We start from the raw sequence: 20,356 nt of genomic DNA on the forward strand, positions 1-20,356 counted from the left end.
GTAGGCTCACTGAGAGGACTATTCGATGGAGAGGGGACAGCGCGATGGCTGAGAGCAACCGGGACATTCATCTGCGGATCGGGCGTGAGGAGCTCGTCATCCGGCAGCGCTACCAGGTCATCAGCATCTCCAATGATGTGCTCATCGGTGTGTGGTTCCTCGTCGGCAGCTTCATGTTCTTCTCCGACTCCCTCACGTATACGGGAACGTGGCTGTTCGTCATCGGCAGTGTGGAGATGCTCATCCGCCCGGTCATCCGCCTCATCAGGCACCTGCACCTGCAGAGGCTTCGCAGCCCCGCAGCGGCCGGCGACGACTCCTTCGATTTCTGAAGCCGACAGACCAATCGGTGCGCACAGCCAGGTGGGCGGCCGCAGCCACCGCTGCCATCAGTGCACTGCCACCTCGCCAGTCGGCTGCGGTCAGTGGTCGCCCCAGTGCGGCAAGCTCTCGTCTGGCCAAGGCCGCTCCCGGCAACATGATCGGCACGGCAGTGATCACTCCAGCCGTGTAGCGTCGCAGCACGGCCGACGACAGCAGGTGAGTGAAGACGTGGGCTTCAAGACCGGCGACCGCGTATCGGTACAACGGTGACTCCCCCTTGGTCTGCGCCCCACGGATACCTGCCCCTGCAACGACCGCGCCGACCAGCCCGATGGCTGCCAGACTCTGTCTCGTACTCATCCGCAGCGCATCGATGCCGGTGAGTTCGGCCAGCTGGTTCGCTGTGGCGGGGAAGGTCAGCGCCTCCTCGGCGTCATGCAGCGTCCAGGCGATGAACATCAGCGCTGGTCCTCGCATCATGGTGCGTCCTTTCCGCAGGCGAACATCTGTTCACCATTCCATCATGCTTGCGCTCGACCGTTCGCCAGCCGCAGATTGCGGTGCGCCGACTCACCTGCCCAGCGCTGATCGTGGGTGGTCGCCACGACGGCGCCCCCACGCCCGAGGACCCGCCCGATGATCGCATTCAACCGGTTCATCCCGGCCAGGTCGCGCCCGATCGTCGGTTCGTCGAGCAGCAGCACAGGTGCTCCTGTCATCAGCGCCGAGGCGATGACGACGTCTTTGCGTCGGGGCACATCGAGATCGAACGGATGTTCTTCGGCAACGGAGCTCAGCTCGACGTCGGTGAGGACGGAATCCACGACCGAGCGTCGTCGGCGGCGCACTTCGGTCCGGTCACGCCGTCGGTGGGCCGGCAGCGGTGCCGAGTGCAGCAGCTCATCTGCCACCGTGGCCGCGCAGAGTTGGAGTCCCGGGTCCTGCCCCACCCACCCGAGGTGGGTGCTGCGCTCATGAGCCGGCAGCGCATCCACATGCGTCACCTCGCCGAGGCGGCTGAGCGTGATCGTGCCCGTCACCGTTGCCGTCCGTTCGAGGAGTCCGACGAGCGCCTTCAAGAGAGTCGATTTTCCGGCACCGTTGGCTCCGGTGACGGTGACGAGCTCGCCGGGGCGCAGGTCGAGGTCGACACTGTCGAGGATACGAGTGCGCCCCCGCTCCACTCTCAGGTCACGCACCGTGAGCAGCGGATCCCTCCGCGGAGTCGGTGCTTTCCGACCGGGCTCGGCAGCATCGGGACGAGTGTCCCAGACGCCGATGGACTGTTTTGACGCGGTCGCCGGCCGCAGCTGTCCGGAGTCGAGGTGGTGCACTGCCCGACAGTCGCGAGTGAGTTCGTCGATCTGATGACCGGTGATGAGCGCCGATCCTCCGTGAGCGCAGAACTCCTTGAGCACGGTCGACAGGCGAGCCCGCATCGTCGGGTCCAGAGACTGCGCGGGCTGGTCGAGGACGACCAGGTCGGGGCCGGGTGCAAGGATCCGTGCCAATGCGACCAGTTGCCTCTGCCCGCCGGAGAGCGTGTCCACCCGTCGGTCCCACAATTCGTCGATGCCCAGCTGTCGCTGCATGTGCAGGGCGCGGGCTCGGGCATCGGCCGGGGCGTATCCGCGCAGTCGGCATGCCAGCTGCGTCTCATCGCTGACGTGGCTGGTCATTCCGCTCAGCTGCGCTTCCGGATCGTCACCGAGCAGGGCGACCGTTCCGGCGCAGTCGATGGTGCCGGACAGCGTGCCCCGGGCGGCGAGTTCGCCGGCCAGCAGGCGGCACAGCGTCGAAGTGCCCGAACCGATGGGGCCGAGCACGGCGGTCATGGCTCCGCCGCTGAGTTCGAGGCTGATACCGGTCAGCGCGGGATCAGCTTCTCCGAGAAAGGTGAAGCCGGCGTCGGTGATTCTGGCGGTCATCTCAGGCACCGCCGATGAGCTGTGAGGCTCCCGGCAGCGGCAGGAGTCCCGCCACCGAGGCGATGATGAGTCCGAGGGTCGCGAGCGGAGTCAGGATGCGCAGGAGGCTCTGGCCCGGTCCGTCTCTGTGGTCCTGCAGCGCGACCGTGGTCGGGCGGGTATCGAGTCCGCTCTGTTCGAGCACTTCGTGACGCTGTTCGACGGTGAGGAGGACCGCGGTGACGAGTCCGACGACGATCCCGGGCAGCAGTCGGATCCGCACCGTCCAGGAGTCCGCTGCCCACCCGCGGGCCTTCCTGGCGTCGATGATGTGTCGGGTGCGTGCGCCGATGAGCGGGATGAGGCCGATGGCCGAGGCACAGACATAGGCGAGCCCTGCGGGCAGGCGGAGTCGGCGCAGCCCGTCGAAGAGCCGTGCGGAATCGGATCCGAGCCCGAACAGGGCGCACAGGCCGATCAGGGCGGCCACGCGCAGCCAGATCTGCACGGCGATGCTCAGTCCTTCGACGCTGAGGTGGGCGGGTCCGGCCTGCCAGAGCACATGCACCTCCGTGCCCGGGTAGAAGAGCCCCTGGACGACGACGAGGACGAGCAGAGTCGGCAGGCACAGCAGACCCACCGTCAGCGACCACGACCGCAGACTCATCTTCGACGAGGAGAGGACGGTCCCGATCGTGCCGACGATGATGAGTGTCGGCACGATCGGTGAGGGCACCCCGAAGACGAGCAGCAGACCGCACAGCAGGATGACGAGTTCCGTAGCCGGATGCAGTCGGCGTGCGGGTCTGATGATGTCGTCCTCAGGTGTGGCGGGTTCGGGACGAACGGGACTCATTCCGCTCGGGGAACCGAACCGACCGGTGATGTCGACGAATCCTCTCGGGCCGCCTCGGCGCGGGGGCGACTGTGCAGGGCGAAAGGATAGCGCCCGATGATGCGTCTGGGCAGGGACCTGATGACGACACAGGCCAGGGCGAAGATCAGTGCCTTGTCGGCGATGTCGGAGACCATGCTCTGGGCGAAGGTGGCGTTGAACATCTCGAGGCCAGCGGCTTGGAGGATCGCGACGACTCCCCCGGTGCCGGCGCCGAGACCACCGCCGAAGACGTAGGCGGCGACAGGGGCTCCGATGGCTCCTGCGGGAACACCGGCGATGGCTCCGACGAGGACCGCTGTCCACGGGGTGCGGAAGGTTCCGAGTCGTGCGGCCCATCCGGCGGCGGCACCGATGAACGCGGCTCCGGAGCTGAAGGCGATGACGCTGGGGCTCAAGGTCACACCCCAGATGAGGTTCGAGATGATTCCGGTGAAGGCTCCCGCCGCCGGTCCGGCGAGGACGCCGATGAGAACGGTGCCGATGGAGTCGAGGTAGAGCGGAACCGGAGTGTAATTGCCGATGACCTGACCGATGACGATGTTGAGCGCGACGGCGACGGGGATGAGCGCCAGGACACTGCGGGGAATGAGTGGGAGGGTGCCGGAGGCCAGCAGGGCTCCTCCGGCGAGGTAGCCGAGCATGACCCACAAGGTGGTGTGGCCGAGTTCGATTCCGAGGTCGGCCGGCTGGGTGAGGAGCACGGCGAGGTAGGTGCCGATGACGACGAGGGAGCTGAGCAGCGTGAGGGTGAGGGGAAGAGCGAGGTTGCGGTTTTGTCCGGGACCGACCGTGGTGGTCGGCCCCTGCCCAGACCGTCTGGAGTGTGTGGTCATGCGGGTGGTCCTTTCATCAGGGTGGTGCTGAGGTGGTCGAGGAATGCGGGAGCATCGATTCCGCGGATGATCTCTGCGTTCACGGGCCGGTTCCACCGCCCCAGCCAGTCGGCGACGGTTTCGCCTCGTGTGAGTGTACCCGTGAGTTCGACATCGACCGGCGCCCACAGCGTCCTCGCCCAGGGAAGTGAGCCGGTCGTGCCGTTCCCCATTGCCGAAGCTGCTCGCGGCCCTTCGCCGGCGCTGGGTCGCTCCGGTGTCGGGTCGGTCGACGCACTGGAGTGCTCTCGAACCCAGTTGAGGGCGCAGGCGAGCACGAACGGGTCGTGAATGTGGGCGAGGTAGCCGAGCCCATCGGATTCGTGGAATTCGAAGTAGAACCGCAGCGCCTCGGACAGTTGCCTCAGCACCGCTTGCCATGCTTTTCCGGTGCAGAGAGCTCCGTCGAGGATGTGCTCGAATCGCTGAGAGGTCATCTCCACGGCTTCGGTGGCTTCGATCGGTGCGATGACAGGAAGATGTTCGGGGTGAGCGTGCGCATGGACCGATCCGAAAGCGGCGATGACCCGAGAAGTGGATTCCGGGTCGAAGGTGACGTTCCATTCCGTCGTCGGGCGGGTATTGCCCCGATAGTTGAACGCACCTCCCATAATGAAGATCCGTTTGAGCAGTCGCGGCAGTTCCGGGTCGATGTCAAGCGCCAGAGCGAGGTTCGTCGCCGGGCCGATGACGACGCCGAGGAGCTGCCCGGGATGAGCGTGAGCCGCATCGACCCAGGCCTGCGCGGCCGACACCGAACTGACTGGGACGGTGGCTCCCGGCAGCTGGGCGTACCCGCAGCCGGTGTCACCGTGTGTGAGGTCGGCGTATTCCAATGGTTCGTCCGGCGCTGTCGCCGGAGTCTGCCAGGCCAGGGGAAGTTCGTGGCCGGCATGGACCGGGATGTGGGAGCGTTCCGCCAGTGCCAGCCATCGGCGGGTGTTCTCAACGACCTGCCTGGTGGCGACATTGCCTCCGGACGCCGCGATGCCGACGACATCGACGTCGTCTTGGCAGCACAGGTAGGCGAGGGCGAGCGCATCGTCGATCCCGGGGTCACAGTCGAGGAACAGCGGCAGAGTGGAAGACATGGTTCCATTCTGCCGGACGTTTCCGGTCACCACCCGGGGATGCGCTTCCAGTTCCCGCAGGGCTGCGTTGAACCGCGCCTGACGATCTTGCAGCACAGGTACTTCGTGCTCTCCTTCGCCTCATCGATCTCCTCGAGGCTCTTGCCTTCATCGACCTCGACCGTCCTGATAGGGGTGCCGAGAGCTTCGGCGAAGGAGCCGGCTTCGATGATCCACGGGTTCGTCGAAAGCTGGTAGGCATTGCCGAAGATCTCTCCGTCGCAGCAGCTCGCCCCCATGTTCCTCAGCCGATCGAACAGGGCCGTGGCCCGCGGGGCCGTCTGATCCCGAAAGATGCGCGAGAAGCGGTGAGTGCCGTTGCAGCCGAATTCGCTGAGTTGGCGGAAGACATAGCAGACCAGGCATTCGCCGGGCCGAGGGGTGAGGATGCGGGCCGAAGCGCCGTCGATGATCGTTCTGACGTCTGTGTCAATCGTGTTCTTGTCCATGACCGCACACTTCCAGACGGCACTGACACGAAATCGATCAATCTCACAGCAGTCACCGATTTTCGTCCTATTGCCGCAGGTCACAGTGGAGATATGATTTTCATCTTAGAATCGTGACCATGAGCATTCTCGTCGTCGGTGAAGCCCTCATCGATATCGTCAGCACCCCCGGTGCCCCTGACCGCTACGCGCCCGGCGGAGCGCCTGCGAATGTCGCTCTCGGTTTGGGCCGCCTCGGCGATGAGGTCGAGTTCCTCACCGATGTCGGTGATGACTTCCACGGTGGATTCCTTCTCGCCCATCTGCGTGAGTCCGAGGTCACCGTACTCACCTCCCCGCGTGGCAGCACCTCCACGGCACTCGCCCGACTGGCCGCGGACGGTTCGGCCGAGTACACGTTCCGACTGCGGTGGGATCCCGATGCCTCGCTGTTCGACAGCAGTGGGCGATCCGTCCTGCACTTCGGGTCGATCGCAGCGTTCCTCGAACCCGGTGCCGCCGTGATCGATCGGCTCCTCACCACTGCTGCGGAGGAATCCGGGCCACAGTCACGTCGTCCTCTCATCAGCTTCGATCCGAATATCCGGCCGTCGATCATCGGCTCCCATGAGGAGGCCCTGCCGCGGTTCGAGGATCTGGCTCGACGCGTCGATGTCCTCAAACTCAGCGATGCCGATGCCGATTGGCTCTATCCCGGCCTCGACGAAGAGACGCAGATCGGCCACCTGCTCGGCTTGGGCCCGACGCTCGTGGCGATGACTCGCGGGGGTCAGGGCGCGACCGTGGCGACCGCCTCGGCGCGAGTGGCAGTGGCCTCGGCACACGTCGATGTCAAGGACACGATCGGCGCCGGGGACACGTTCATGGTCTCTCTCATCCACGATCTGCACGCTTCAGCACAGGGACTGTCCGGTCTCGGTGCAGCGGAGCTCACGACGCTGGCCGAACGGGCCACAGCGCTGGCGGCGATCACCGTCAGTCGCGAAGGAGCCGACCTTCCCTGGGCCCAGGACCTGAAGAGCTGAGGAATTCTGCGAGCTGTCGCAGGCAGATTTCGTGGCCGCTGCGGTGGCCGTCGATCATCCCCTGACCGGCGAAGGACACGACCTGGTCGACGAGATCGACGCGGGCGCCGGTCGGAGTCGCGGCAAACGTCCAAGTGATGATCGCGGTCGAGAGGATCTCATCGTCTCTGGTGAGGGTCTCAGTGGTCACGAGGTGACGCTCTGGCGCAAGTGAGCAGTACTGCCCAGCGGAGACGAACTCCAACACTCCTGGTGACCCACAACGGGCGCGGCTCGCTCCGCCGGGGCGGAACTCGTCGATATCGCAGATCATCTCCTCTCCCTCGGGGACTCCCCACTGCACGCGCTGCCTCGTATCGGCGAAGGCGTTCCACACCTTCGAGACAGGCTGATCGAAATCAGCGCCGAGGTTGATCGTGGCGGCCACCGGCGCACCCTGATCGGAAGATGCGTCACTCACCGAAGAACACCACCTGATTTCCATCCGGGTCGCTGACCGGGAGGATGCGCTGTCCGCCACCGCGGCTCGGCTCGTCGTGGTCGATTCCGGCCGCTCGCAGATGCTCGGCCATCGTGTCGAGGTCGTCCACGTCGATGACCACATTGGAGCCTCCGGCTCGCTGCGGGTCCTCCCAGATCTGGACGCCGAACTTCTCGTCGAAGCACCATTGGGCCAGCCCCGCCATCGGCTTGTCATCCGGCTGCCTTTCGAAGAGTCGAGAGTACCATTCGGTCGCTTCTTTCTCGCCGGTGACAACGATATTGGCCATGAGTCCTGTGAACATGATCGCTCCTTCGGGATCAGCCTGGAGTATAGGTGCTTGCAGTTTGCAATCACTTGTTCCATAGAAGCACACATCGGCCCCGGGGACAAGAGCGATGTTCAACTCAGCCGCCGAACGGGGCCAGGGCAAATCGACCCCACGCGAGGAACGCAAACACCAGCAGGTATGCGGTGTCCCCTGCCATGAGGCCCCATTCGCTGCGACGAAATCGTGTCGTCGCCGCCCCTGTCATCACCAGCATGAGTCCACACGCCGCGATCGGTGAGAGCACCGGGAGGATCCCGACGAGTGGCGGTACGATCAGCCCGAGCACGCCGAGGAGCTTGATGGTTCCGATGGCTTTGATATGCCCAGGGCCGAAATCATCCACCCAGTGCTGGCTGCGAGCGAGCGCACGGTATCTCTCCTTTGGCAGGACGATCTGCGAGGCTCCGCCGATGCCGAAAGCCAATGCCATCGCGGCGGCGACGACCCATAGTACGATATCCATCATTGCAATTCTCCTTTGCCGAAAGAGCCCGGTCTGGCTCTCACTCCGATGACGCACCGCCGCCCGGAAAGGTAACAGCCATCGCGGAGTCACCTTCGATCTCAGAGTTCGAAGCTCATCGCCCTCGCCTCACCGCGCTGGCCACACGAGTGCTCGGATCCCACTCGGACGCCGAGGATGCCGTTCAGGAGGCGTGGCTCCGCTGGGAGAGACACAGTTCGGAGTCCATCGACAATCTCGGCGGGTGGCTGACCCGTGTCGTCGGACGAATCTGTCTCGATATGCTCCGCCGCCGTACCGCCCGGGGAGAATCGTCGCTTGACGCCTGGGTCGATGAAGCCATCGTCAACGAGGATGAGCTGACTCCTGAGCAGAGTGCGACGCTGTCGGATCTGTTGGGACCGGCCATGCTCATCGTGCTCGACTCACTGTGCCCGGAAGAGCGATTCGCCTTCGTTCTGCATGACATGTTCTCAGTGCCCTTTGCTGAGATCGCCGCCGTCATCGGTTCCTCGGAGGCGGCGGCGAAGATGGCCGCCAGTCGGGCGCGGCGCAAGGTCAAGGACGCACCAAGTCCCTCAGGAGAGCTCGCGCAGCGTCGTGCTGTCGTCGACGCCTTCCTCACTGCCGCACGGAACAGTGACTTCGACGCCCTGTTGCACATCCTCGACCCGAGTCTGACTTGGCACCGCACCACCGCCCGCGGTCACATGGTCCAGATGGGTGCGAACGAGGTGCTCACAGCGATTCGGCGAGGCGATCCGGACAGGATCGAAATTCGAAAGGTCAACGTCAACGGCGAGCCAGGTCTCCTCGTTTTGACGCCGAGCGGCCGCCGCTTGGGATTCATGGCATGCACCGTGGCAGACGGCAGAATGGTCGGCATCGTCTCGATCACCTCAAGGAAGCAGCTGGAGCGGCTGAGACTGCCGAGACAATAGCCCCTATCTGATTCAACTTCCGGCGATCTCCGCCTCGTAGGCGGCCTGCAGTCGCTGAGAGGAACGCGGAGCACCAGGGTTCGGGCGGGGCACTCCGAGGTGGGTCTCTCGGAGTTCATCCATGAGGCCGTCCACGAGCTGCGGATCTTCTGCCATGAGGCGGGAGCGGATCGTCAATTCCCGCGAGGTCTCACGGTGGGTCATCCCCCAGCTCCCGAGAGCGACCATGACCGGCAGAGTCTGGATTCCAGCCTCGGTGAGGGAGTATTCGGCTCGCTGCCCGCGTGCGGCTTCCGCCTTTGTCAGCAGCCCTTCGTCGATGAGCTTCTTCAGACGACTGGCGAGCATGTTCGAGGCTATGCCCTCATTGTTGTGGGTGAGCAGCTCGCGGAAGTGCCGGCGATTGCCAAAGATGATGTCGCGCAGGACGATGAGCGACCAGTTGTCGCCGAGGACTTCGACGGCGGCGTTGATCGCACATCCTGAGCGCGGCTGTGCAGGCATCGATCCACCTCCAGTGATTGCATTCTGAAACTACTTAATCTTACACTGGGTCCACTTCCCGGGAACCGACGCTATCCATCCGACTGCAGACATCAGCCGAACCATCACATCGGGGTGCTCATGGCCAAAGCGTGTGTCAACAACCTCTTCGTCTCCCTCGACGGCTTCGCTGCCGGCGAGTTCGTCACCTTCGACCAGCCGATCGGTCAAGCGCAGGCGCTGTTCTCCTACTTCGACGGCCGCGGGATCTGGCTCTGGGAAGGCCTCGACGGCAGCTTCGACATACCTGCACTGAATACACCGATGGCCTGTCGTCTCCGATCGGAGACGACAGGCCATCGCACGGGGCTGTGTCCGTGTGGATGATCAGGTCAGCTGATCGCCTCGGCGATGGGGGTCTGCCCGTCGTAGAAGTTCACGGTCTCACGCACGGCCACCGTTTCGGCGATGACGTGGGTCATGACGTCAGCGACGAGTTCGCGGGAGGTCACGCGCACATCGTCTGCCGGCTTCTGCCCGTCGAGGTCACCAGCGGCGTCGGCGATGAGGACTTCGCCGCTGGAAGGTTCGAGGGTGAGCCCGCCGGGACCGAGGATCGTATAGTCGAGCGAGCTGGCTCGCAGATGCTCATCGGCACCACTCTTGGCCTGCACGTAGGGGTAGAAGGAGCTGTCCGGATCGACGCGGTCGGAGTCGACACTCGCGCTGGCGTAGGAGACCATGACGAAGCGCTTGACGCCGGCCTGTTCGGCGGCATCGACAGAGCGCTTGGCAGCGTCGAGGTCAACGGCCTTCGTCCGGTCAGGGTTGCCGCCGCCGGCACCGGCGGAGAACACGACCGCTTGGGCTCCGGCGAAGACGTCGGCGAGCGCCTGGGTGTCGGCGGTTTCGATGTCGAGCACGACCGGGTTGGCCTCTGCGGCTTCGACGTCGGAGGACTGGTCAGGATTGCGGATCACTGAGTCAACGGCGAAGCCCGCAGCCGTGAGTTTGGGTGCTGCCAGGAGCGCGATCTTTCCATGGCCGCCGAGAATGACGACACGAGCTGAATCAGACATATCTACCTCCGTTGTCGGTGATGCTTGGTGCTCGGTACAGCGATGTCTCCGGCGCGAATATTCCCGGACAGGTGAGACCGGAGCCGTCGACCGCCTCGGCGAGCGCATCTCAGCCGTCGACGATGATCGTCCGTTCTTCGGTTCGGACCACGCCGGCGCGGGGTATTCTGATGACCATGGCCGACGACTTCTCCCCTACCGCTGTCGTGGCCACGTTGGAGCACGGTCGATCGGTGCTCATCCCCTCCTCGAACCGACATTCCATCCTCGTTCTGGTTCTTGCCTTTGTCATCGGGATCGGCCTGCTCGCCTTCTTCGTCGTCATCGTCACCGCAACGCTCCAGGACGGGCGCAGCCGGTGGATCATCGTCGCCAATCTGCGCATCTGGGCTCTCGTCGTCGGCATCGTCGGGTGCTTAGTCGTCGCACCGATCGCTGTGGTGGTGCGGATGCGCAGGCGCGAGTCCCTCGTTCTCTCCCCCGCAGGCGTCGCGTTGGCCCGGCATGGTGAGGTTCTGCCCGGCACGCTGCTGCCCTGGCACGACATCGTGGAGGTTGTCTTCGAACAGGCGGTGCGCCGAGGGCCGAAGGCACTGGCTTATATTCTCACTGAGGACGCGACCCGTCGACGGCGCGGCCGCAACCTCAACCCACGGCTGCTCGTGAAGGGCGGGTTCGTCCTCAGCCATCGTCGGCTCTACCCGGTGCTGGCGGCCGCCCATGCGCGATTCGCACCCCGCATTCATGGGCGCCGGTAGGCCTGCAGATGCGCGTGCTCTACCGTTGAGATCATGATCCGACGCCTCCTCGCTCGCACATTCTGGACGTTCAGCAAGTGGAAGCTCGTCAGCGAGCCCGCCCCACAGCGCCCGACCGTACTCATCGGCGCACCGCACACGTCCAATTGGGACTTCGCGCTCATGCTCGCCATCGCCTGGCGCTTGGGGGTGAAGGTGCATTGGCTGGGCAAACATTCTCTGTTCACCGGCTGGCGGGGTCCGATCATGCGTGGACTCGGAGGGGTCCCCGTCGATCGGTCCGATCCCAGCAGAATCGTCACCGAGATGGTCGAACGTGTCCGCGCCGGCGAAGTCTTCGGCCTCGTCATCACCCCGGACGGCACTCGCGGCGGACACTCGCATTGGAAATCCGGCTTCCACCGCATCGCCCGTCAGACCGGCATGCCCGTGACCTTGGGATATCTTGATTCGGCCACACACACCACTGGGCTCGGCCCGACCTTGGACATGACCGATGACCTGGTCCATGACATGGACCGGATCCGCGCGTTCTATGCCGACAAGCACGGCATCCGCCCGCATCTGCAGATCGTTCCGAGTCTGCGTGAGGAGAGCCCCGAAGCAGATCCGCGCAGCGGCGAAGCGGAGTCGAACTGAGATGGACGGTGATGTGCGGGTGCCGTCCGGGCCGGGGATCCCGACCGGACTCGTCATCCCCGCAGCAGAGATCTCCGAACAGTTCTCCCGGTCTTCCGGCCCCGGCGGCCAGCATGTCAACACCTCTGATTCGCGGGTGCAGCTGAGCCTCGATCTGGCTTCGGCGAGCTTCCTCACCGAGACTCAGCGCGAGCGGGTGCTCGGCCGATTGTCGCCTCGCCTGTCGGGCACGGTACTCACCGTGACCTCGGAGAAGCAGCGTTCTCAGCTGAAGAATCGCCAGGACGCGCGGAGGCGTCTGGCGCAGCTGCTGCGCGATGCGCTGGCTCCGCCGGTGCAGAGACGAGCAACGAAGCCGTCCAGGAATTCCCGGCGCAGACGAGTCAGGTCCGAACAGCGCCGCTCGGAGATCAAACGCAACCGCCGCAGGCCCCGTCTCGATTGAGCCCCGGTGGTGACAGCGGTTGACGTGAAGAGCAGAATGGGCGACATGAACAGCATCGACATTCTCACCGACCTGTCCCAGCGCCCTCTCCAGGCAGCACAAGCTCTGCCCGACCTCTCCCCCGAACAGCTCAACAGCCGTCTGGGCGGTCATCCGAATTCCGTCGCCTGGCTGCTGTGGCACAGCGGCCGTGAGATCGACGTGCAGCTCTCAGCCCTCACGGGCAAGCCCGAGCAGTGGGAGGACTTCCGGAACCGGTTCGATCTCGGCGAGATCGGCGAGACCTTCGGCTACGGACACAGTCCCGAACAGGCGGCAGAGATCAAGGTCGACGATCAACAGCTGCTCGTCGACTACCTCGCCGCTACTCTGAACGCGTTCACCGACTATGCAAAGACGCTCTCCGAGGATGACTTCGACGAAGTCATCGACAGGAACTGGACTCCCGCAGTCACTCGTGGCGTTCGGATGGTCTCGATCATCGACGATGCGATCCAGCATGTCGCGCAGGCGGCCTTCATCGCAGGTGCGTCTGTTTGATACGGTTCAGGGTCGACAGAAATCCCTGACTTCGCCGAGGATGCTCATCCCAGCCGCACGGTAAGTGGCGACGGCGACTGTGTTCGATGTCGGCGTGGCAACGGTGACGCTCGAGGCTCCCATCTCCCTCAGCGCCGCGGCCGCGGCCAGTGTCATCTCGACTCCGAATCCGTGACCCCGGTGGTCGCCGTGGACGCCGAGTGGTTCGATGACACCGGGGCGCCTAGGGCCGGCCGACCAAACGGTTGTGGCACCGGCTGGAGCGCCGTCGGCGGTAAATCCGACGAGACATTTGGCCTGCTTGTAAGCGTGACCGTCGGCCATGGACCGCCAACGGTCCGCAGTCAATGAGGACCCGGGAAAAGCCGAGGATTCGACCGCGATACGGTCGGCGATACGGTTATCTGCTCTGTCGGGGTCGACCGTTTCGATCCGCTGGGTAACGGATGGGATCGGTTCGCTCAGATCTCGGTGGAGCGTGGTCCACGCTTCGTCGGATCCCCATCCCGCCTCGGTGAGGGTATGTTGCAGGGCGGATCCGAATCGAGCTTCGACGATGCCCTTCCCTGCAGGCAGCAGTTCGGTGAGATCTCCGGTGAAGTCGGCCAAGATCGCCTCGGCGAGCGCTTGGTCATCGGAGTGATCGGGTGAGATGGCCATTCGGATGAGTTCGGATTCGTCGAGGAATCCGACGGCCGCGGGGTCGTCACCGACCGTCCACACCCGCAGGGCCGAGGCGAGCGCTTCGGCTCCGAAACGCTGATACCAGCCCAGGTCGCCGGGATGAACCTGCAGAGGCAGTCCTTCGCGCTGCCAGGACCCGACGGTGTCGATGATGCCCGGCAGGTCCGTCGTAGTCGGTTTCGACATGGTCATTCCTCTGTCCTCGTCTCTGCTCGCCAGATGACTTCACCGTCGTCGATCTCGTCGGTCGGCTGCAGTCCGAGACGGTCAGCGATTCGGGCGGAAGCGGCGTTGTCAGGATGGATGGCCGCTTGCAATACAGTCACGAGGTGATCCGCCAGCCAATCGACCATGGCTCGGGCCGCCTCGGTTGCGAATCCCTGCCCTTGACTGTCGACGCCGATGACCCAAGCGATGTCGGCTTGATAACCGGTTTCGACTGTTGTCACTGTGGCCTGGACATATCCGACTGCAGCGGACTCAGCCGTTTCGCGAACGATCCAGTTCAGCCAGCCGGCGTCACCGGTCGGAGAGGCACCTGCGGATTGGAGTGCATAGAGTCGTTCGAGTTCGGACAGGCTCGGGCTCGTCCCACCGATATGGGTGTATAGGTCGGGTGAGGACAGTGTCTCCACCATCTCCGACGCATGGTGGACTGCGAGCGGCTCAAGCTGCAGCCTGTCGGTGACGATGGGTGTCGCCCGTGGCCAATTCACACTGCGGTTCGAGCTTTCTGCCGGGTTCACGGATTCAGCTCTCGTTCGTTTGAACGGGCCTCGTCCGATTGCTGACGCGGGAAGCGAAGTCGACGATCTCCGCCTCGACCTCGAGGCGGGTGGTCGGTTCGTTGTGGACTTCGTGGCGGACTCCGGCGAAGACGCGGGTGCGCACATCGTCGTGTCCGGTCGCGCGGAGGCGGTTCGCGACGTGATAGGCGCCTTCGCCGTAGTTCGCGACAGGATCCTGGTCACCTGCGAGGATGAGCACCGGCAGACCGCTGGGGATCGTCGCGTACCAGGAATCGGCATTGGCACCGTCATAGAGGTCGACGAACCCCTGCAGGAATCGCGCACTCATCGGGGCGCCGAAGTTGTTGAAGGGGTCGCGCCCATGATCGGCGACGACAGCCTCGTCGAGGGCGACCCAGGCGGTGGGGCCGGCATCCGGACCGAAACGTTCGATGAATCCGTCGAAGAGCTGGCCCACCAAGTGATCGGATGCAGGGTCGGCCCGTCGGTCGCCGATGGCCGCCTCGGCGAGCTCATCCCGGTCGATGGTCTGGTCGATCCCGCGCATCTGCGCAGCGACCCCGCACAAGGCGAGCCCGGCGAGGTCGGCATCCGGGTGGGAGGCCATGACACGGGCGATCATCGATCCCCAGCTGTGGCCGAACACGATGTACGGCAGGCCCGGGAGAATCTCACGGGCCTTACGCTGCAGCGTCAGCTCATCGCTGACGACGATGCGGGCTGCTTCGTCGCCGGCGTCGCCCCAGATCCCTGATTGCATCGCCGTCCTCCCGTGCCCGGCATGGTCATCGGCGACGACGGCGAAACCGGAGTCGAGGAGGGTTGTGATGAGGTGAAGGTAGCGTCGGGAGTGTTCGCCGAGACCGTGGATGAGATGAATGATTCCGGTCGGCGTGGTGGTCGGTGTGTAGAGCCAGCCGTGGATGGTATCGCGGTCGTTGCTCGAAGTGAAGTCGATTTCATCAATCGCCACGGCAGGACTCCTCGGGTGCAGGTCGAACTAGCAGTATGATCCAGATCACTGTATCGCAGGGCTCAGCTCCGTGGGGAGCACGTCCGGCCGGCCGAGTTCAGAGTTCGATCCCGTGCAGCCGTGCCTGCAGCCTTCGCACCTGCTCGCTGAGTTCCGAGTCTGGTCCGTCCACGTCGAGTCCGGGGGCCACGGCTCGCACCGGCAGCGGCAGCACGGGCCCGGGTGCCACTCCCCATTCTCTCTGCCAAGTTGTGAGCTGTTCGCTGCTGCTGGCGTAGACGATGCGTCCGAGGCCGACCCACGCGTGCGCCGCCGAACACATCGGGCAGTGCTCGCCCGAGGTGTACACGGTCGTTTTCTCTCGTTCTTTCGGGGCGAGGTGCTCGGCCGCCCAGCGAGCGATTTCGAACTCGGGGTGACGGGTGTGGTCTCCGCCGGCGACATGGTTGCGATCGGCGAAGAGTTCACGCCCGTCACCGGAGACGAGCACGGAGCCGAAGGGTTCGTCTCCTGCGTCGAGAGCCTCGCGTGCCAAATCCACACAGCGCTCGAGGTGCCTGCGGTCATCATCGTTGAGATCGAGGTGGTGTGCCATGGCCCCATCCAATCACATCGATGGATTCCGGGAACGTCACCGGCACTGACGAGCTGGTGACGGGATCAGTCCCTGAGAATGCAACGCAGGGGCTCGACGACCTGATCGGTTGTCGTGCACCAGGCTTCGGCCTCGGCGTCGGGTTCACCCTGGTGGGCCCGTCATTCCAGGTCTCGGGTCAGGGCGCTCTGGTGGCTGCCAACTCGTGCCAGGTGAGCCGGACCTCACCCGAGGTTTCCCGAAGTGCCGCAGTGAGGTCATCGGCTGCGCTCAGCACCGAGTCGAATCCGTCCTCACCTGCCGACGCCAGAACGATCTGCAGAGCGCCAGCATCATCCGTCGGCATGGTCTCGACGGTGAAACCGCCCTGGTAGTAGAGGTCGACGCCGGCTGGCACTCGGGCATCGGGGTTGTGTGTGAGGGGTTCCAGGAAATGCTGTACCGCACGTGTCGCCGCCGCTCCGGTGACAGAGGCGAGGATCTGAACCGACGTCGACACTCCGTGCGGCCAGTCTGCGTACCAGTCCTCGCTCGGGTTGAACGATGGGATCACCGAGTTGTCACACATATCGGACCTCCCTGCCCGCCAGCGGGGCAGAAGTCATTGAACTGCACTCACGAGCGTCCGCCCGTCACGGCGCGATTGTATTCCATCGCGATCTCGACCCAGGAGGACAGCTGGCTGTTGTCACGGATCGTCGACAAGCAGGGCGCGGATGCGTTCGATGAGAATGTTCTGTTCGGGAGTCATGCCATGTACTCGCTTCAGTTCTGCTCGGGCGGACCGATGAGTATTGGGGCGAAACCGCCGATGAATTTCTGATCGGCGTCTTTGCCGTCCAAATCTACTCCTGGAGCACGGCAGGTGATGTCGTCGGAAAGGTACGTCGTCGCCGAGTCGATGACGAGATGGTGACAGGCTCAGTCCCTGAGAATGTAGCGCAGGGTCTCGACGACCTGATCGGTTGTCGTGCACCAGGCTTTGGCCTCGGCGTCGACTTCTTTGAGCGGGTGGATGATGTCGGCGTCGTGGAGAGTCACATAGGGTTTGCCCAGTGCGGCGCAGTATCCAGCGTCGAAGGCAGCATTCCATTGTTTGTACTTGTCGCCGAAGCGCACCACAACCATGTCAGCCTTCTCGATCAGGGTACGTGTGCGGATCGCATTGACCTTGGCTGATTGATGATCCCGCCAGAACTGGCTGTCATTCTCACCGAGGTGGTCGCCGGCGGCATCGCTGGCAGGGTGGTCGGTCACCGGTGCAGTGAACACGACATCCAGGCCGGCCGCCTTGGCACCGTGTTGGATCTCGTCACGCCAGTCGGTGTGGATCTCGCCGGAGAGATAGACGCTGAAGCTCATGATCGAAGACTCCTGATTCGAATATGGGTGGGACCGGTATGCCCCTTCCGGCACCACCATAGCCAATTGGTGATCATCAATCTTGTCCTGAAGCTTCCTGCGCACCTCCGAAGCGCTTTTCGGGTCGGGAGGCAGGGGTCAGCGAAGCCGTTCGGACAGGTATGCCTCTGCGATGCTCAGATGACCTTGACTGCCGAGTGAGTTCTTCGATTTCTGCGTGTAGGCATGGTTGGCGAGTGGAATACGCACGGTCTGGACGTCGACTCCACGGCTTCGGGCCGCTTCCGCCCATGCAAACTGGTCGGCTGGGGTGATGACGTCATCGCGCATCGCAGTCATCATGAGCATCGGAGGCGCGGGATCCTCGAGATGAGTAACGGAATTCACCGCTGCGTAGCGTTCCGGATATTCCTCCGGTGTGCCACCCGTGTAGCTGGTGGCAAAAAGGCGAGTGCCGGCTCCCGCTCCAGGGCCGGCCGGAGCGTTCTCGTAAAGGCCAGTCACGTCGAACGCAGGGTAATCTGCGACGACAGCGGCCGGAACCGGAACCTTCCCACCACATGACGATTCGGCGGTGCCTTGGGCTGCGGCGCCGGCGGTATTGGCGACCATGTTGCTGCCTGAGCTCTCGCCCCAGAACACGAGGCGGTCCATATCTGCACCGAGCGCATCTGAGTGGGTCTGAATCCAGCTCGCCGCACACGCAACCTGCGAGGGCGCGCTCTGCCAGGTTGCGTTGTCCAGGCTCGCGAGTTCGTATTCGACCGAGACGACCAGGTAGCCGTGATCAGCGAGTTCGCGGAGCTCCGAGCTCGAAGCGTTCGGCTCGCCCGCGATCCAACCGCCCCCGTGAACGTACATGATCGTCGGTGCCGAGCCTGTCACGCCCTCCGGTTCGTAGATCGATACGGAAAGGTCGTCGCCGGATCCGGTCTTGTCGTACACTTCCTGTCGATCGGGCGTCGCCGCGTCTATTGCGGACAGCCCGAACGTTGCGGTGAAAAGGTTCACCGTGCCGCCGGCGGCCGAGATGGCGCCGACGAGGACGATGATGACCGCGAAGTTCCCCAGCGTGCCGACCCCGCCCAGCACTGCTGCGACCGCTCCGGTTCGTCGAGTACCCCTGCGCACAGCAGCGATTCCGATCAGGAGCGCAATCAACCCCGCCAGCGCTACCGGCGGCGCCACGGTGGGAGCCCATCGAGACGCGATCGGACTGAGTGGGCCAAGCCCGGGAATGAGCGATGCGAGGCCGAAGACCGCAGAGATCGCACCCAGCATGAGCGCGAGGATGAGACCTGTGGCTCGAAGTGTATGGGCGACGTTCTGCGACACCGACAGCTGTGACGAACTCTTGTTGCCTGTCATCTTCGGTCCTCGACTTTCGATCTTTCGGGCTGGTATTCCCCTAACGCAGATCTCATCGTTGCGATCACATGCTGATGCCAGGGGTCACTCTAACTCAGGTCGATTCGCACAATCTTGCTGTTTCGTGTGCGGCGAAGACGAGGAGCGGGATGTTGCAGACTGCAGAGCACCCTGCACCCAGGGCAGTCTCTTCGACCCCGCGAGGCTAATCGGACGCACATGACGATGCGCAGATCCCACCGAGCACGAACGCGGTTCGGCGATCGTAGTCGGCCCGAGTCGGCCGACCACCGTGCTTGAGGGCCAGAGCATTGTCTCGAGCGAGTGCGTGGAAGTCAGCAGGGGTGAAGTCGGGAGCCAGGACGCCTGCGGCATGCCCTTGAGCGACGAGGCTGTCGTGAAAAGCCGTCCCAGCATGACACAGAGCGAGCAGAGGCTCGGAGTCGCGGTACACCTGCAGCAGGACATCATTCACTGCTGGAAGTCGATACTGCAGGTCCCGGAGCGCTCCAACGTAGGAGCAGATCCGCTCTCGGACCTCGACAACGGACCGCGCATCCTCGATGATGGCCCGCAGCTTCACCGCGACGACGTCGTCGATGACGGCATCGATCAGCCCGATCCTCCCGCCGAGCCGATTGAAAATGGTCGCCTTGCTCACTTTGGCGGCTGCGGCGACCTCCTCGAGCGGTGCAGAGAACCCCTGCTCCCGGAAAACCTGCGCCGCCGCATGCCGGATCCGATCGACGTTTCGGCGGGCATCCGCCCGCAGAGCTGACGCGCCTCGAGAGTCGGTCATGGTGCAGGCTCCTTCCGGATCGACGACTAACTTGATCCTAGCAGTCAAGTTAATGCAGGATGGATCGCGGGGAAGTTGACCATGAGAGTCAACTTCACGTTCATCCCCGCCCGGCGTTCGACCAAAGCAGCATGCCGGGTCACCGCCGCACGAAAGGACGTTCAGATGATTGTTGTGACCGGAGCTACAGGCACTCTCAATGGGGCCACGGTCGACCACCTCCTCAAGCGGATGCCGCCACACCAGATCGGTGTCAGCGTCCGTGACCCCACGCGTGCGGCGCACCTTGCCGCTCGCGGAGTCCGCGTGCGGCAAGGCAGCTACGACGACCCCGGCCCTGCGCCACTCCTTCGCTGACGCCGAGCAGGTCCTCCTGGTCTCCTCGAGCGACCTCTCTTCTGACGTCGTCGCGCAGCACCATAGGGCGATTGATGCTGCCGTCGATGCAGGAGCACAGCGGATTTTGTACACGAGCGCCCAGGGGACGGCTTTCGACACGCCGTACCCGCCGCTCGCGATCCACGCCGCCACCGAACAGCATCTCGCAGCATCCGGAGTCGCCTGGACTGCTTTGCGCAACGGCTTCTACGGCGATCCCGCCCAGCTGCTCGGCGCGTGGCAGGAAACGGGCGTGATCGCCATGCCCGCCGACGGCCCCTTCTCTTGGGTCGATCGGCGAGATGCTGCAGAGGCCGCCGCTGCGATCCTCACCGCTGATGACCCCTTCGACGGGCCGATCGATCTGACGCTGCCTCAGCCAGTCACCCTCGCGGACTTCGCCGCCTCCGCGTCCGAGATCACCGGCCGCCAGATCGATCGCATCGTCATCGAAGACGAGAAATGGGTGTCCGATGCGACCACCAGCGGAATGCCCGAGGCCGTCGCGCGCTTTACCCTATCGATGTTCCAAGCCACCAGGAGCGGACACTTCTCAGGTGCGGACCCCACACTCTCGCGACTCCTGGAGCGCGAACCCCGCAGCATCACCGATCAGCTGAACGATCTAGAGGTCCGGTAGTCCATGACTTCATGCGGCGCCCGCGCTCGATGGGGCTGATTGA

At 64.2% G+C, this 20,356-nt stretch carries 28 protein-coding genes; 9 read left to right on the plus strand and 19 right to left on the minus strand.

All coding sequences use genetic code 11. The features are described 5' to 3' along the window. Positions 1-44: 44 nt before the first annotated feature. Positions 45-332, plus strand: coding sequence for a YrhK family protein (locus ACPUD7_RS06480; RefSeq protein ID WP_135538273.1), 288 nt, complete (start codon positions 45-47; stop codon positions 330-332). Here the strand turns inward: ACPUD7_RS06480 and ACPUD7_RS06485 are convergent. The 6 genes from ACPUD7_RS06485 to ACPUD7_RS06510 are packed head-to-tail and all read right to left on the minus strand — an operon-like array spanning position 265 to position 5,580. Beyond that, complete coding sequence (locus tag ACPUD7_RS06485) at positions 265-804, minus strand: HXXEE domain-containing protein (protein WP_135538271.1); 540 nt, start codon at positions 802-804, stop codon at positions 265-267. The genes ACPUD7_RS06480 and ACPUD7_RS06485 overlap by 68 nt on opposite strands. 41 nt (positions 805-845) lie before the next feature. Next, positions 846-2,252: an ATP-binding cassette domain-containing protein gene (locus ACPUD7_RS06490; RefSeq protein ID WP_135538269.1), complete on the minus strand. Its 1,407-nt coding sequence runs from the start codon at positions 2,250-2,252 to the stop codon at positions 846-848. A gap of 1 nt (position 2,253) precedes the next feature. Continuing rightward, positions 2,254-3,087, minus strand: a complete 834-nt coding sequence (locus tag ACPUD7_RS06495; protein WP_135538267.1) for an energy-coupling factor transporter transmembrane component T family protein — start codon at positions 3,085-3,087, stop codon at positions 2,254-2,256. Further along, positions 3,084-3,962, minus strand: coding sequence for a histidine kinase (locus ACPUD7_RS06500; RefSeq protein ID WP_135538265.1), 879 nt, complete (start codon positions 3,960-3,962; stop codon positions 3,084-3,086). The genes ACPUD7_RS06495 and ACPUD7_RS06500 overlap by 4 nt, the downstream gene beginning before the upstream one ends. Then, positions 3,959-5,092, minus strand: a complete 1,134-nt coding sequence (locus ACPUD7_RS06505) for a nucleoside hydrolase (RefSeq protein WP_425119458.1) — start codon at positions 5,090-5,092, stop codon at positions 3,959-3,961. The genes ACPUD7_RS06500 and ACPUD7_RS06505 overlap by 4 nt, the downstream gene beginning before the upstream one ends. A 26-nt stretch (positions 5,093-5,118) precedes the next feature. Beyond that, positions 5,119-5,580: a DUF2695 domain-containing protein gene (locus tag ACPUD7_RS06510; RefSeq protein WP_135538261.1), complete on the minus strand. Its 462-nt coding sequence runs from the start codon at positions 5,578-5,580 to the stop codon at positions 5,119-5,121. Positions 5,581-5,699: 119 nt separating this feature from the next. Between ACPUD7_RS06510 and ACPUD7_RS06515 the strand changes: the two genes are divergently transcribed. Continuing rightward, positions 5,700-6,605: a carbohydrate kinase family protein gene (locus ACPUD7_RS06515; RefSeq protein WP_135538259.1), complete on the plus strand. Its 906-nt coding sequence runs from the start codon at positions 5,700-5,702 to the stop codon at positions 6,603-6,605. Here ACPUD7_RS06515 and ACPUD7_RS06520 read toward each other — a convergent pair. The 3 genes from ACPUD7_RS06520 to ACPUD7_RS06530 form a co-directional block, all read right to left on the minus strand. After that, positions 6,556-7,065, minus strand: a complete 510-nt coding sequence (locus tag ACPUD7_RS06520) for an SRPBCC domain-containing protein (protein ID WP_167854358.1) — start codon at positions 7,063-7,065, stop codon at positions 6,556-6,558. The two genes, ACPUD7_RS06515 and ACPUD7_RS06520, sit on opposite strands and share 50 nt — an antisense overlap. Beyond that, positions 7,058-7,390, minus strand: coding sequence for a VOC family protein (locus ACPUD7_RS06525; protein WP_135538255.1), 333 nt, complete (start codon positions 7,388-7,390; stop codon positions 7,058-7,060). The genes ACPUD7_RS06520 and ACPUD7_RS06525 overlap by 8 nt, the downstream gene beginning before the upstream one ends. Before the next feature lie 103 nt (positions 7,391-7,493). Further along, positions 7,494-7,883, minus strand: coding sequence for a DoxX family protein (locus ACPUD7_RS06530; RefSeq protein WP_205683313.1), 390 nt, complete (start codon positions 7,881-7,883; stop codon positions 7,494-7,496). Between ACPUD7_RS06530 and ACPUD7_RS06535 the strand changes: the two genes are divergently transcribed. Beyond that, a complete protein-coding gene (locus tag ACPUD7_RS06535) occupies positions 7,883-8,821 on the plus strand; it encodes a sigma-70 family RNA polymerase sigma factor (RefSeq protein ID WP_425119459.1) in 939 nt (312 codons plus the stop codon). The genes ACPUD7_RS06530 and ACPUD7_RS06535 overlap by 1 nt on opposite strands. 12 nt (positions 8,822-8,833) lie before the next feature. Here the strand turns inward: ACPUD7_RS06535 and ACPUD7_RS06540 are convergent, their stop codons facing one another. Further along, on the minus strand, positions 8,834-9,325 hold the full coding sequence (locus ACPUD7_RS06540) for a winged helix-turn-helix transcriptional regulator (protein WP_135538251.1): 492 nt from the start codon (positions 9,323-9,325) through the stop codon (positions 8,834-8,836). A 120-nt stretch (positions 9,326-9,445) separates the two neighbouring features. On the opposite strand from ACPUD7_RS06540, the gene ACPUD7_RS06545 reads away from it, so the two are divergent. Next, the gene (locus ACPUD7_RS06545) at positions 9,446-9,691 is read left to right on the plus strand and encodes a hypothetical protein (RefSeq protein ID WP_135538249.1); all 246 of its coding nucleotides are present in this window, start codon (positions 9,446-9,448) and stop codon (positions 9,689-9,691) included. Positions 9,692-9,696: 5 nt separating this feature from the next. Here the strand turns inward: ACPUD7_RS06545 and ACPUD7_RS06550 are convergent, their stop codons facing one another. After that, positions 9,697-10,383: an SDR family oxidoreductase gene (locus tag ACPUD7_RS06550; RefSeq protein ID WP_135538247.1), complete on the minus strand. Its 687-nt coding sequence runs from the start codon at positions 10,381-10,383 to the stop codon at positions 9,697-9,699. 176 nt (positions 10,384-10,559) lie between these two features. Between ACPUD7_RS06550 and ACPUD7_RS06555 the strand changes: the two genes are divergently transcribed. The 4 genes from ACPUD7_RS06555 to ACPUD7_RS06570 are packed head-to-tail and all read left to right on the plus strand — an operon-like array spanning position 10,560 to position 12,765. After that, positions 10,560-11,141, plus strand: a complete 582-nt coding sequence (locus ACPUD7_RS06555) for a hypothetical protein (protein WP_425119460.1) — start codon at positions 10,560-10,562, stop codon at positions 11,139-11,141. 33 nt (positions 11,142-11,174) lie between these two features. Then, the gene (locus ACPUD7_RS06560; RefSeq protein ID WP_135538243.1) at positions 11,175-11,780 is read left to right on the plus strand and encodes a 1-acyl-sn-glycerol-3-phosphate acyltransferase; all 606 of its coding nucleotides are present in this window, start codon (positions 11,175-11,177) and stop codon (positions 11,778-11,780) included. 1 nt (position 11,781) lies between these two features. Next, positions 11,782-12,225 (plus strand): alternative ribosome rescue aminoacyl-tRNA hydrolase ArfB, encoded by a 444-nt coding sequence (arfB, locus tag ACPUD7_RS06565; protein ID WP_135538241.1) that lies wholly within the window; start codon positions 11,782-11,784, stop codon positions 12,223-12,225. 45 nt (positions 12,226-12,270) lie between these two features. After that, complete coding sequence (locus ACPUD7_RS06570; RefSeq protein WP_135538239.1) at positions 12,271-12,765, plus strand: mycothiol transferase; 495 nt, start codon at positions 12,271-12,273, stop codon at positions 12,763-12,765. 6 nt (positions 12,766-12,771) lie between these two features. Here ACPUD7_RS06570 and ACPUD7_RS06575 read toward each other — a convergent pair whose 3' ends face one another. The 8 genes from ACPUD7_RS06575 to ACPUD7_RS06610 form a co-directional block, all read right to left on the minus strand. Continuing rightward, on the minus strand, positions 12,772-13,635 hold the full coding sequence (locus ACPUD7_RS06575; RefSeq protein WP_205683312.1) for a GNAT family N-acetyltransferase: 864 nt from the start codon (positions 13,633-13,635) through the stop codon (positions 12,772-12,774). A 2-nt stretch (positions 13,636-13,637) separates the two neighbouring features. Beyond that, positions 13,638-14,195: a GNAT family N-acetyltransferase gene (locus ACPUD7_RS06580; protein WP_425119461.1), complete on the minus strand. Its 558-nt coding sequence runs from the start codon at positions 14,193-14,195 to the stop codon at positions 13,638-13,640. Positions 14,196-14,199: 4 nt separating this feature from the next. Next, a complete protein-coding gene (locus ACPUD7_RS06585; RefSeq protein ID WP_135538233.1) occupies positions 14,200-15,171 on the minus strand; it encodes an alpha/beta fold hydrolase in 972 nt (323 codons plus the stop codon). Between the two features lie 97 nt (positions 15,172-15,268). Beyond that, positions 15,269-15,766: a nucleoside deaminase gene (locus ACPUD7_RS06590; protein ID WP_135538231.1), complete on the minus strand. Its 498-nt coding sequence runs from the start codon at positions 15,764-15,766 to the stop codon at positions 15,269-15,271. A gap of 178 nt (positions 15,767-15,944) precedes the next feature. Continuing rightward, the gene (locus tag ACPUD7_RS06595; RefSeq protein WP_135538229.1) at positions 15,945-16,334 is read right to left on the minus strand and encodes a hypothetical protein; all 390 of its coding nucleotides are present in this window, start codon (positions 16,332-16,334) and stop codon (positions 15,945-15,947) included. A gap of 353 nt (positions 16,335-16,687) precedes the next feature. After that, positions 16,688-17,128, minus strand: coding sequence for a YtoQ family protein (locus tag ACPUD7_RS06600; RefSeq protein ID WP_135538228.1), 441 nt, complete (start codon positions 17,126-17,128; stop codon positions 16,688-16,690). Between the two features lie 138 nt (positions 17,129-17,266). Beyond that, positions 17,267-18,409 (minus strand): alpha/beta hydrolase fold domain-containing protein, encoded by a 1,143-nt coding sequence (locus tag ACPUD7_RS06605; RefSeq protein ID WP_425119462.1) that lies wholly within the window; start codon positions 18,407-18,409, stop codon positions 17,267-17,269. A 292-nt stretch (positions 18,410-18,701) separates the two neighbouring features. Further along, entirely contained in the window at positions 18,702-19,295 is a 594-nt protein-coding gene (locus ACPUD7_RS06610) for a TetR/AcrR family transcriptional regulator (RefSeq protein ID WP_135538224.1), read from the minus strand. Positions 19,296-19,545: 250 nt separating this feature from the next. On the opposite strand from ACPUD7_RS06610, the gene ACPUD7_RS06615 reads away from it, so the two are divergent. Next, the gene (locus tag ACPUD7_RS06615; protein WP_240689616.1) at positions 19,546-20,313 is read left to right on the plus strand and encodes an NAD(P)H-binding protein; all 768 of its coding nucleotides are present in this window, start codon (positions 19,546-19,548) and stop codon (positions 20,311-20,313) included. Positions 20,314-20,356: the final 43 nt, after the last annotated feature.

Origin of the sequence: Brevibacterium sp. FAM 24630 (genome assembly GCF_049804075.1) — a bacterium.
GTDB lineage: Bacteria > Actinomycetota > Actinomycetes > Actinomycetales > Brevibacteriaceae > Brevibacterium.

Excerpts from the sequence above, each read along its gene's own strand:
- ACPUD7_RS06550 (WP_135538247.1), bottom strand. The coding sequence starts at position 10,383 with ATGTCTGATTCAGCTCGTGTCGTCATTCTCGGCGGCCATGGAAAGATC.
- ACPUD7_RS06505 (WP_425119458.1), bottom strand. The coding sequence starts at position 5,092 with ATGTCTTCCACTCTGCCGCTGTTCCTCGACTGTGACCCCGGGATCGAC.
- ACPUD7_RS06530 (WP_205683313.1), bottom strand. The coding sequence starts at position 7,883 with ATGATGGATATCGTACTATGGGTCGTCGCCGCCGCGATGGCATTGGCT.
- ACPUD7_RS06575 (WP_205683312.1), bottom strand. The coding sequence starts at position 13,635 with ATGTCGAAACCGACTACGACGGACCTGCCGGGCATCATCGACACCGTC.
- ACPUD7_RS06595 (WP_135538229.1), bottom strand. The coding sequence starts at position 16,334 with ATGTGTGACAACTCGGTGATCCCATCGTTCAACCCGAGCGAGGACTGG.
- ACPUD7_RS06555 (WP_425119460.1), top strand. The coding sequence starts at position 10,560 with ATGGCCGACGACTTCTCCCCTACCGCTGTCGTGGCCACGTTGGAGCAC.
- ACPUD7_RS06485 (WP_135538271.1), bottom strand. The coding sequence starts at position 804 with ATGATGCGAGGACCAGCGCTGATGTTCATCGCCTGGACGCTGCATGAC.
- ACPUD7_RS06610 (WP_135538224.1), bottom strand. The coding sequence starts at position 19,295 with ATGACCGACTCTCGAGGCGCGTCAGCTCTGCGGGCGGATGCCCGCCGA.
- ACPUD7_RS06545 (WP_135538249.1), top strand. The coding sequence starts at position 9,446 with ATGGCCAAAGCGTGTGTCAACAACCTCTTCGTCTCCCTCGACGGCTTC.
- ACPUD7_RS06605 (WP_425119462.1), bottom strand. The coding sequence starts at position 18,409 with ATGCTGGGTGCGATCTCTGCGGTCTTCGGCCTCGCATCGCTCATTCCC.
- ACPUD7_RS06540 (WP_135538251.1), bottom strand. The coding sequence starts at position 9,325 with ATGCCTGCACAGCCGCGCTCAGGATGTGCGATCAACGCCGCCGTCGAA.
- ACPUD7_RS06480 (WP_135538273.1), top strand. The coding sequence starts at position 45 with ATGGCTGAGAGCAACCGGGACATTCATCTGCGGATCGGGCGTGAGGAG.
- arfB (WP_135538241.1), top strand. The coding sequence starts at position 11,782 with ATGGACGGTGATGTGCGGGTGCCGTCCGGGCCGGGGATCCCGACCGGA.
- ACPUD7_RS06500 (WP_135538265.1), bottom strand. The coding sequence starts at position 3,962 with ATGACCACACACTCCAGACGGTCTGGGCAGGGGCCGACCACCACGGTC.
- ACPUD7_RS06560 (WP_135538243.1), top strand. The coding sequence starts at position 11,175 with ATGATCCGACGCCTCCTCGCTCGCACATTCTGGACGTTCAGCAAGTGG.
- ACPUD7_RS06590 (WP_135538231.1), bottom strand. The coding sequence starts at position 15,766 with ATGGCACACCACCTCGATCTCAACGATGATGACCGCAGGCACCTCGAG.
- ACPUD7_RS06490 (WP_135538269.1), bottom strand. The coding sequence starts at position 2,252 with ATGACCGCCAGAATCACCGACGCCGGCTTCACCTTTCTCGGAGAAGCT.
- ACPUD7_RS06495 (WP_135538267.1), bottom strand. The coding sequence starts at position 3,087 with ATGAGTCCCGTTCGTCCCGAACCCGCCACACCTGAGGACGACATCATC.
- ACPUD7_RS06600 (WP_135538228.1), bottom strand. The coding sequence starts at position 17,128 with ATGAGCTTCAGCGTCTATCTCTCCGGCGAGATCCACACCGACTGGCGT.
- ACPUD7_RS06510 (WP_135538261.1), bottom strand. The coding sequence starts at position 5,580 with ATGGACAAGAACACGATTGACACAGACGTCAGAACGATCATCGACGGC.
- ACPUD7_RS06525 (WP_135538255.1), bottom strand. The coding sequence starts at position 7,390 with ATGTTCACAGGACTCATGGCCAATATCGTTGTCACCGGCGAGAAAGAA.
- ACPUD7_RS06515 (WP_135538259.1), top strand. The coding sequence starts at position 5,700 with ATGAGCATTCTCGTCGTCGGTGAAGCCCTCATCGATATCGTCAGCACC.
- ACPUD7_RS06570 (WP_135538239.1), top strand. The coding sequence starts at position 12,271 with ATGAACAGCATCGACATTCTCACCGACCTGTCCCAGCGCCCTCTCCAG.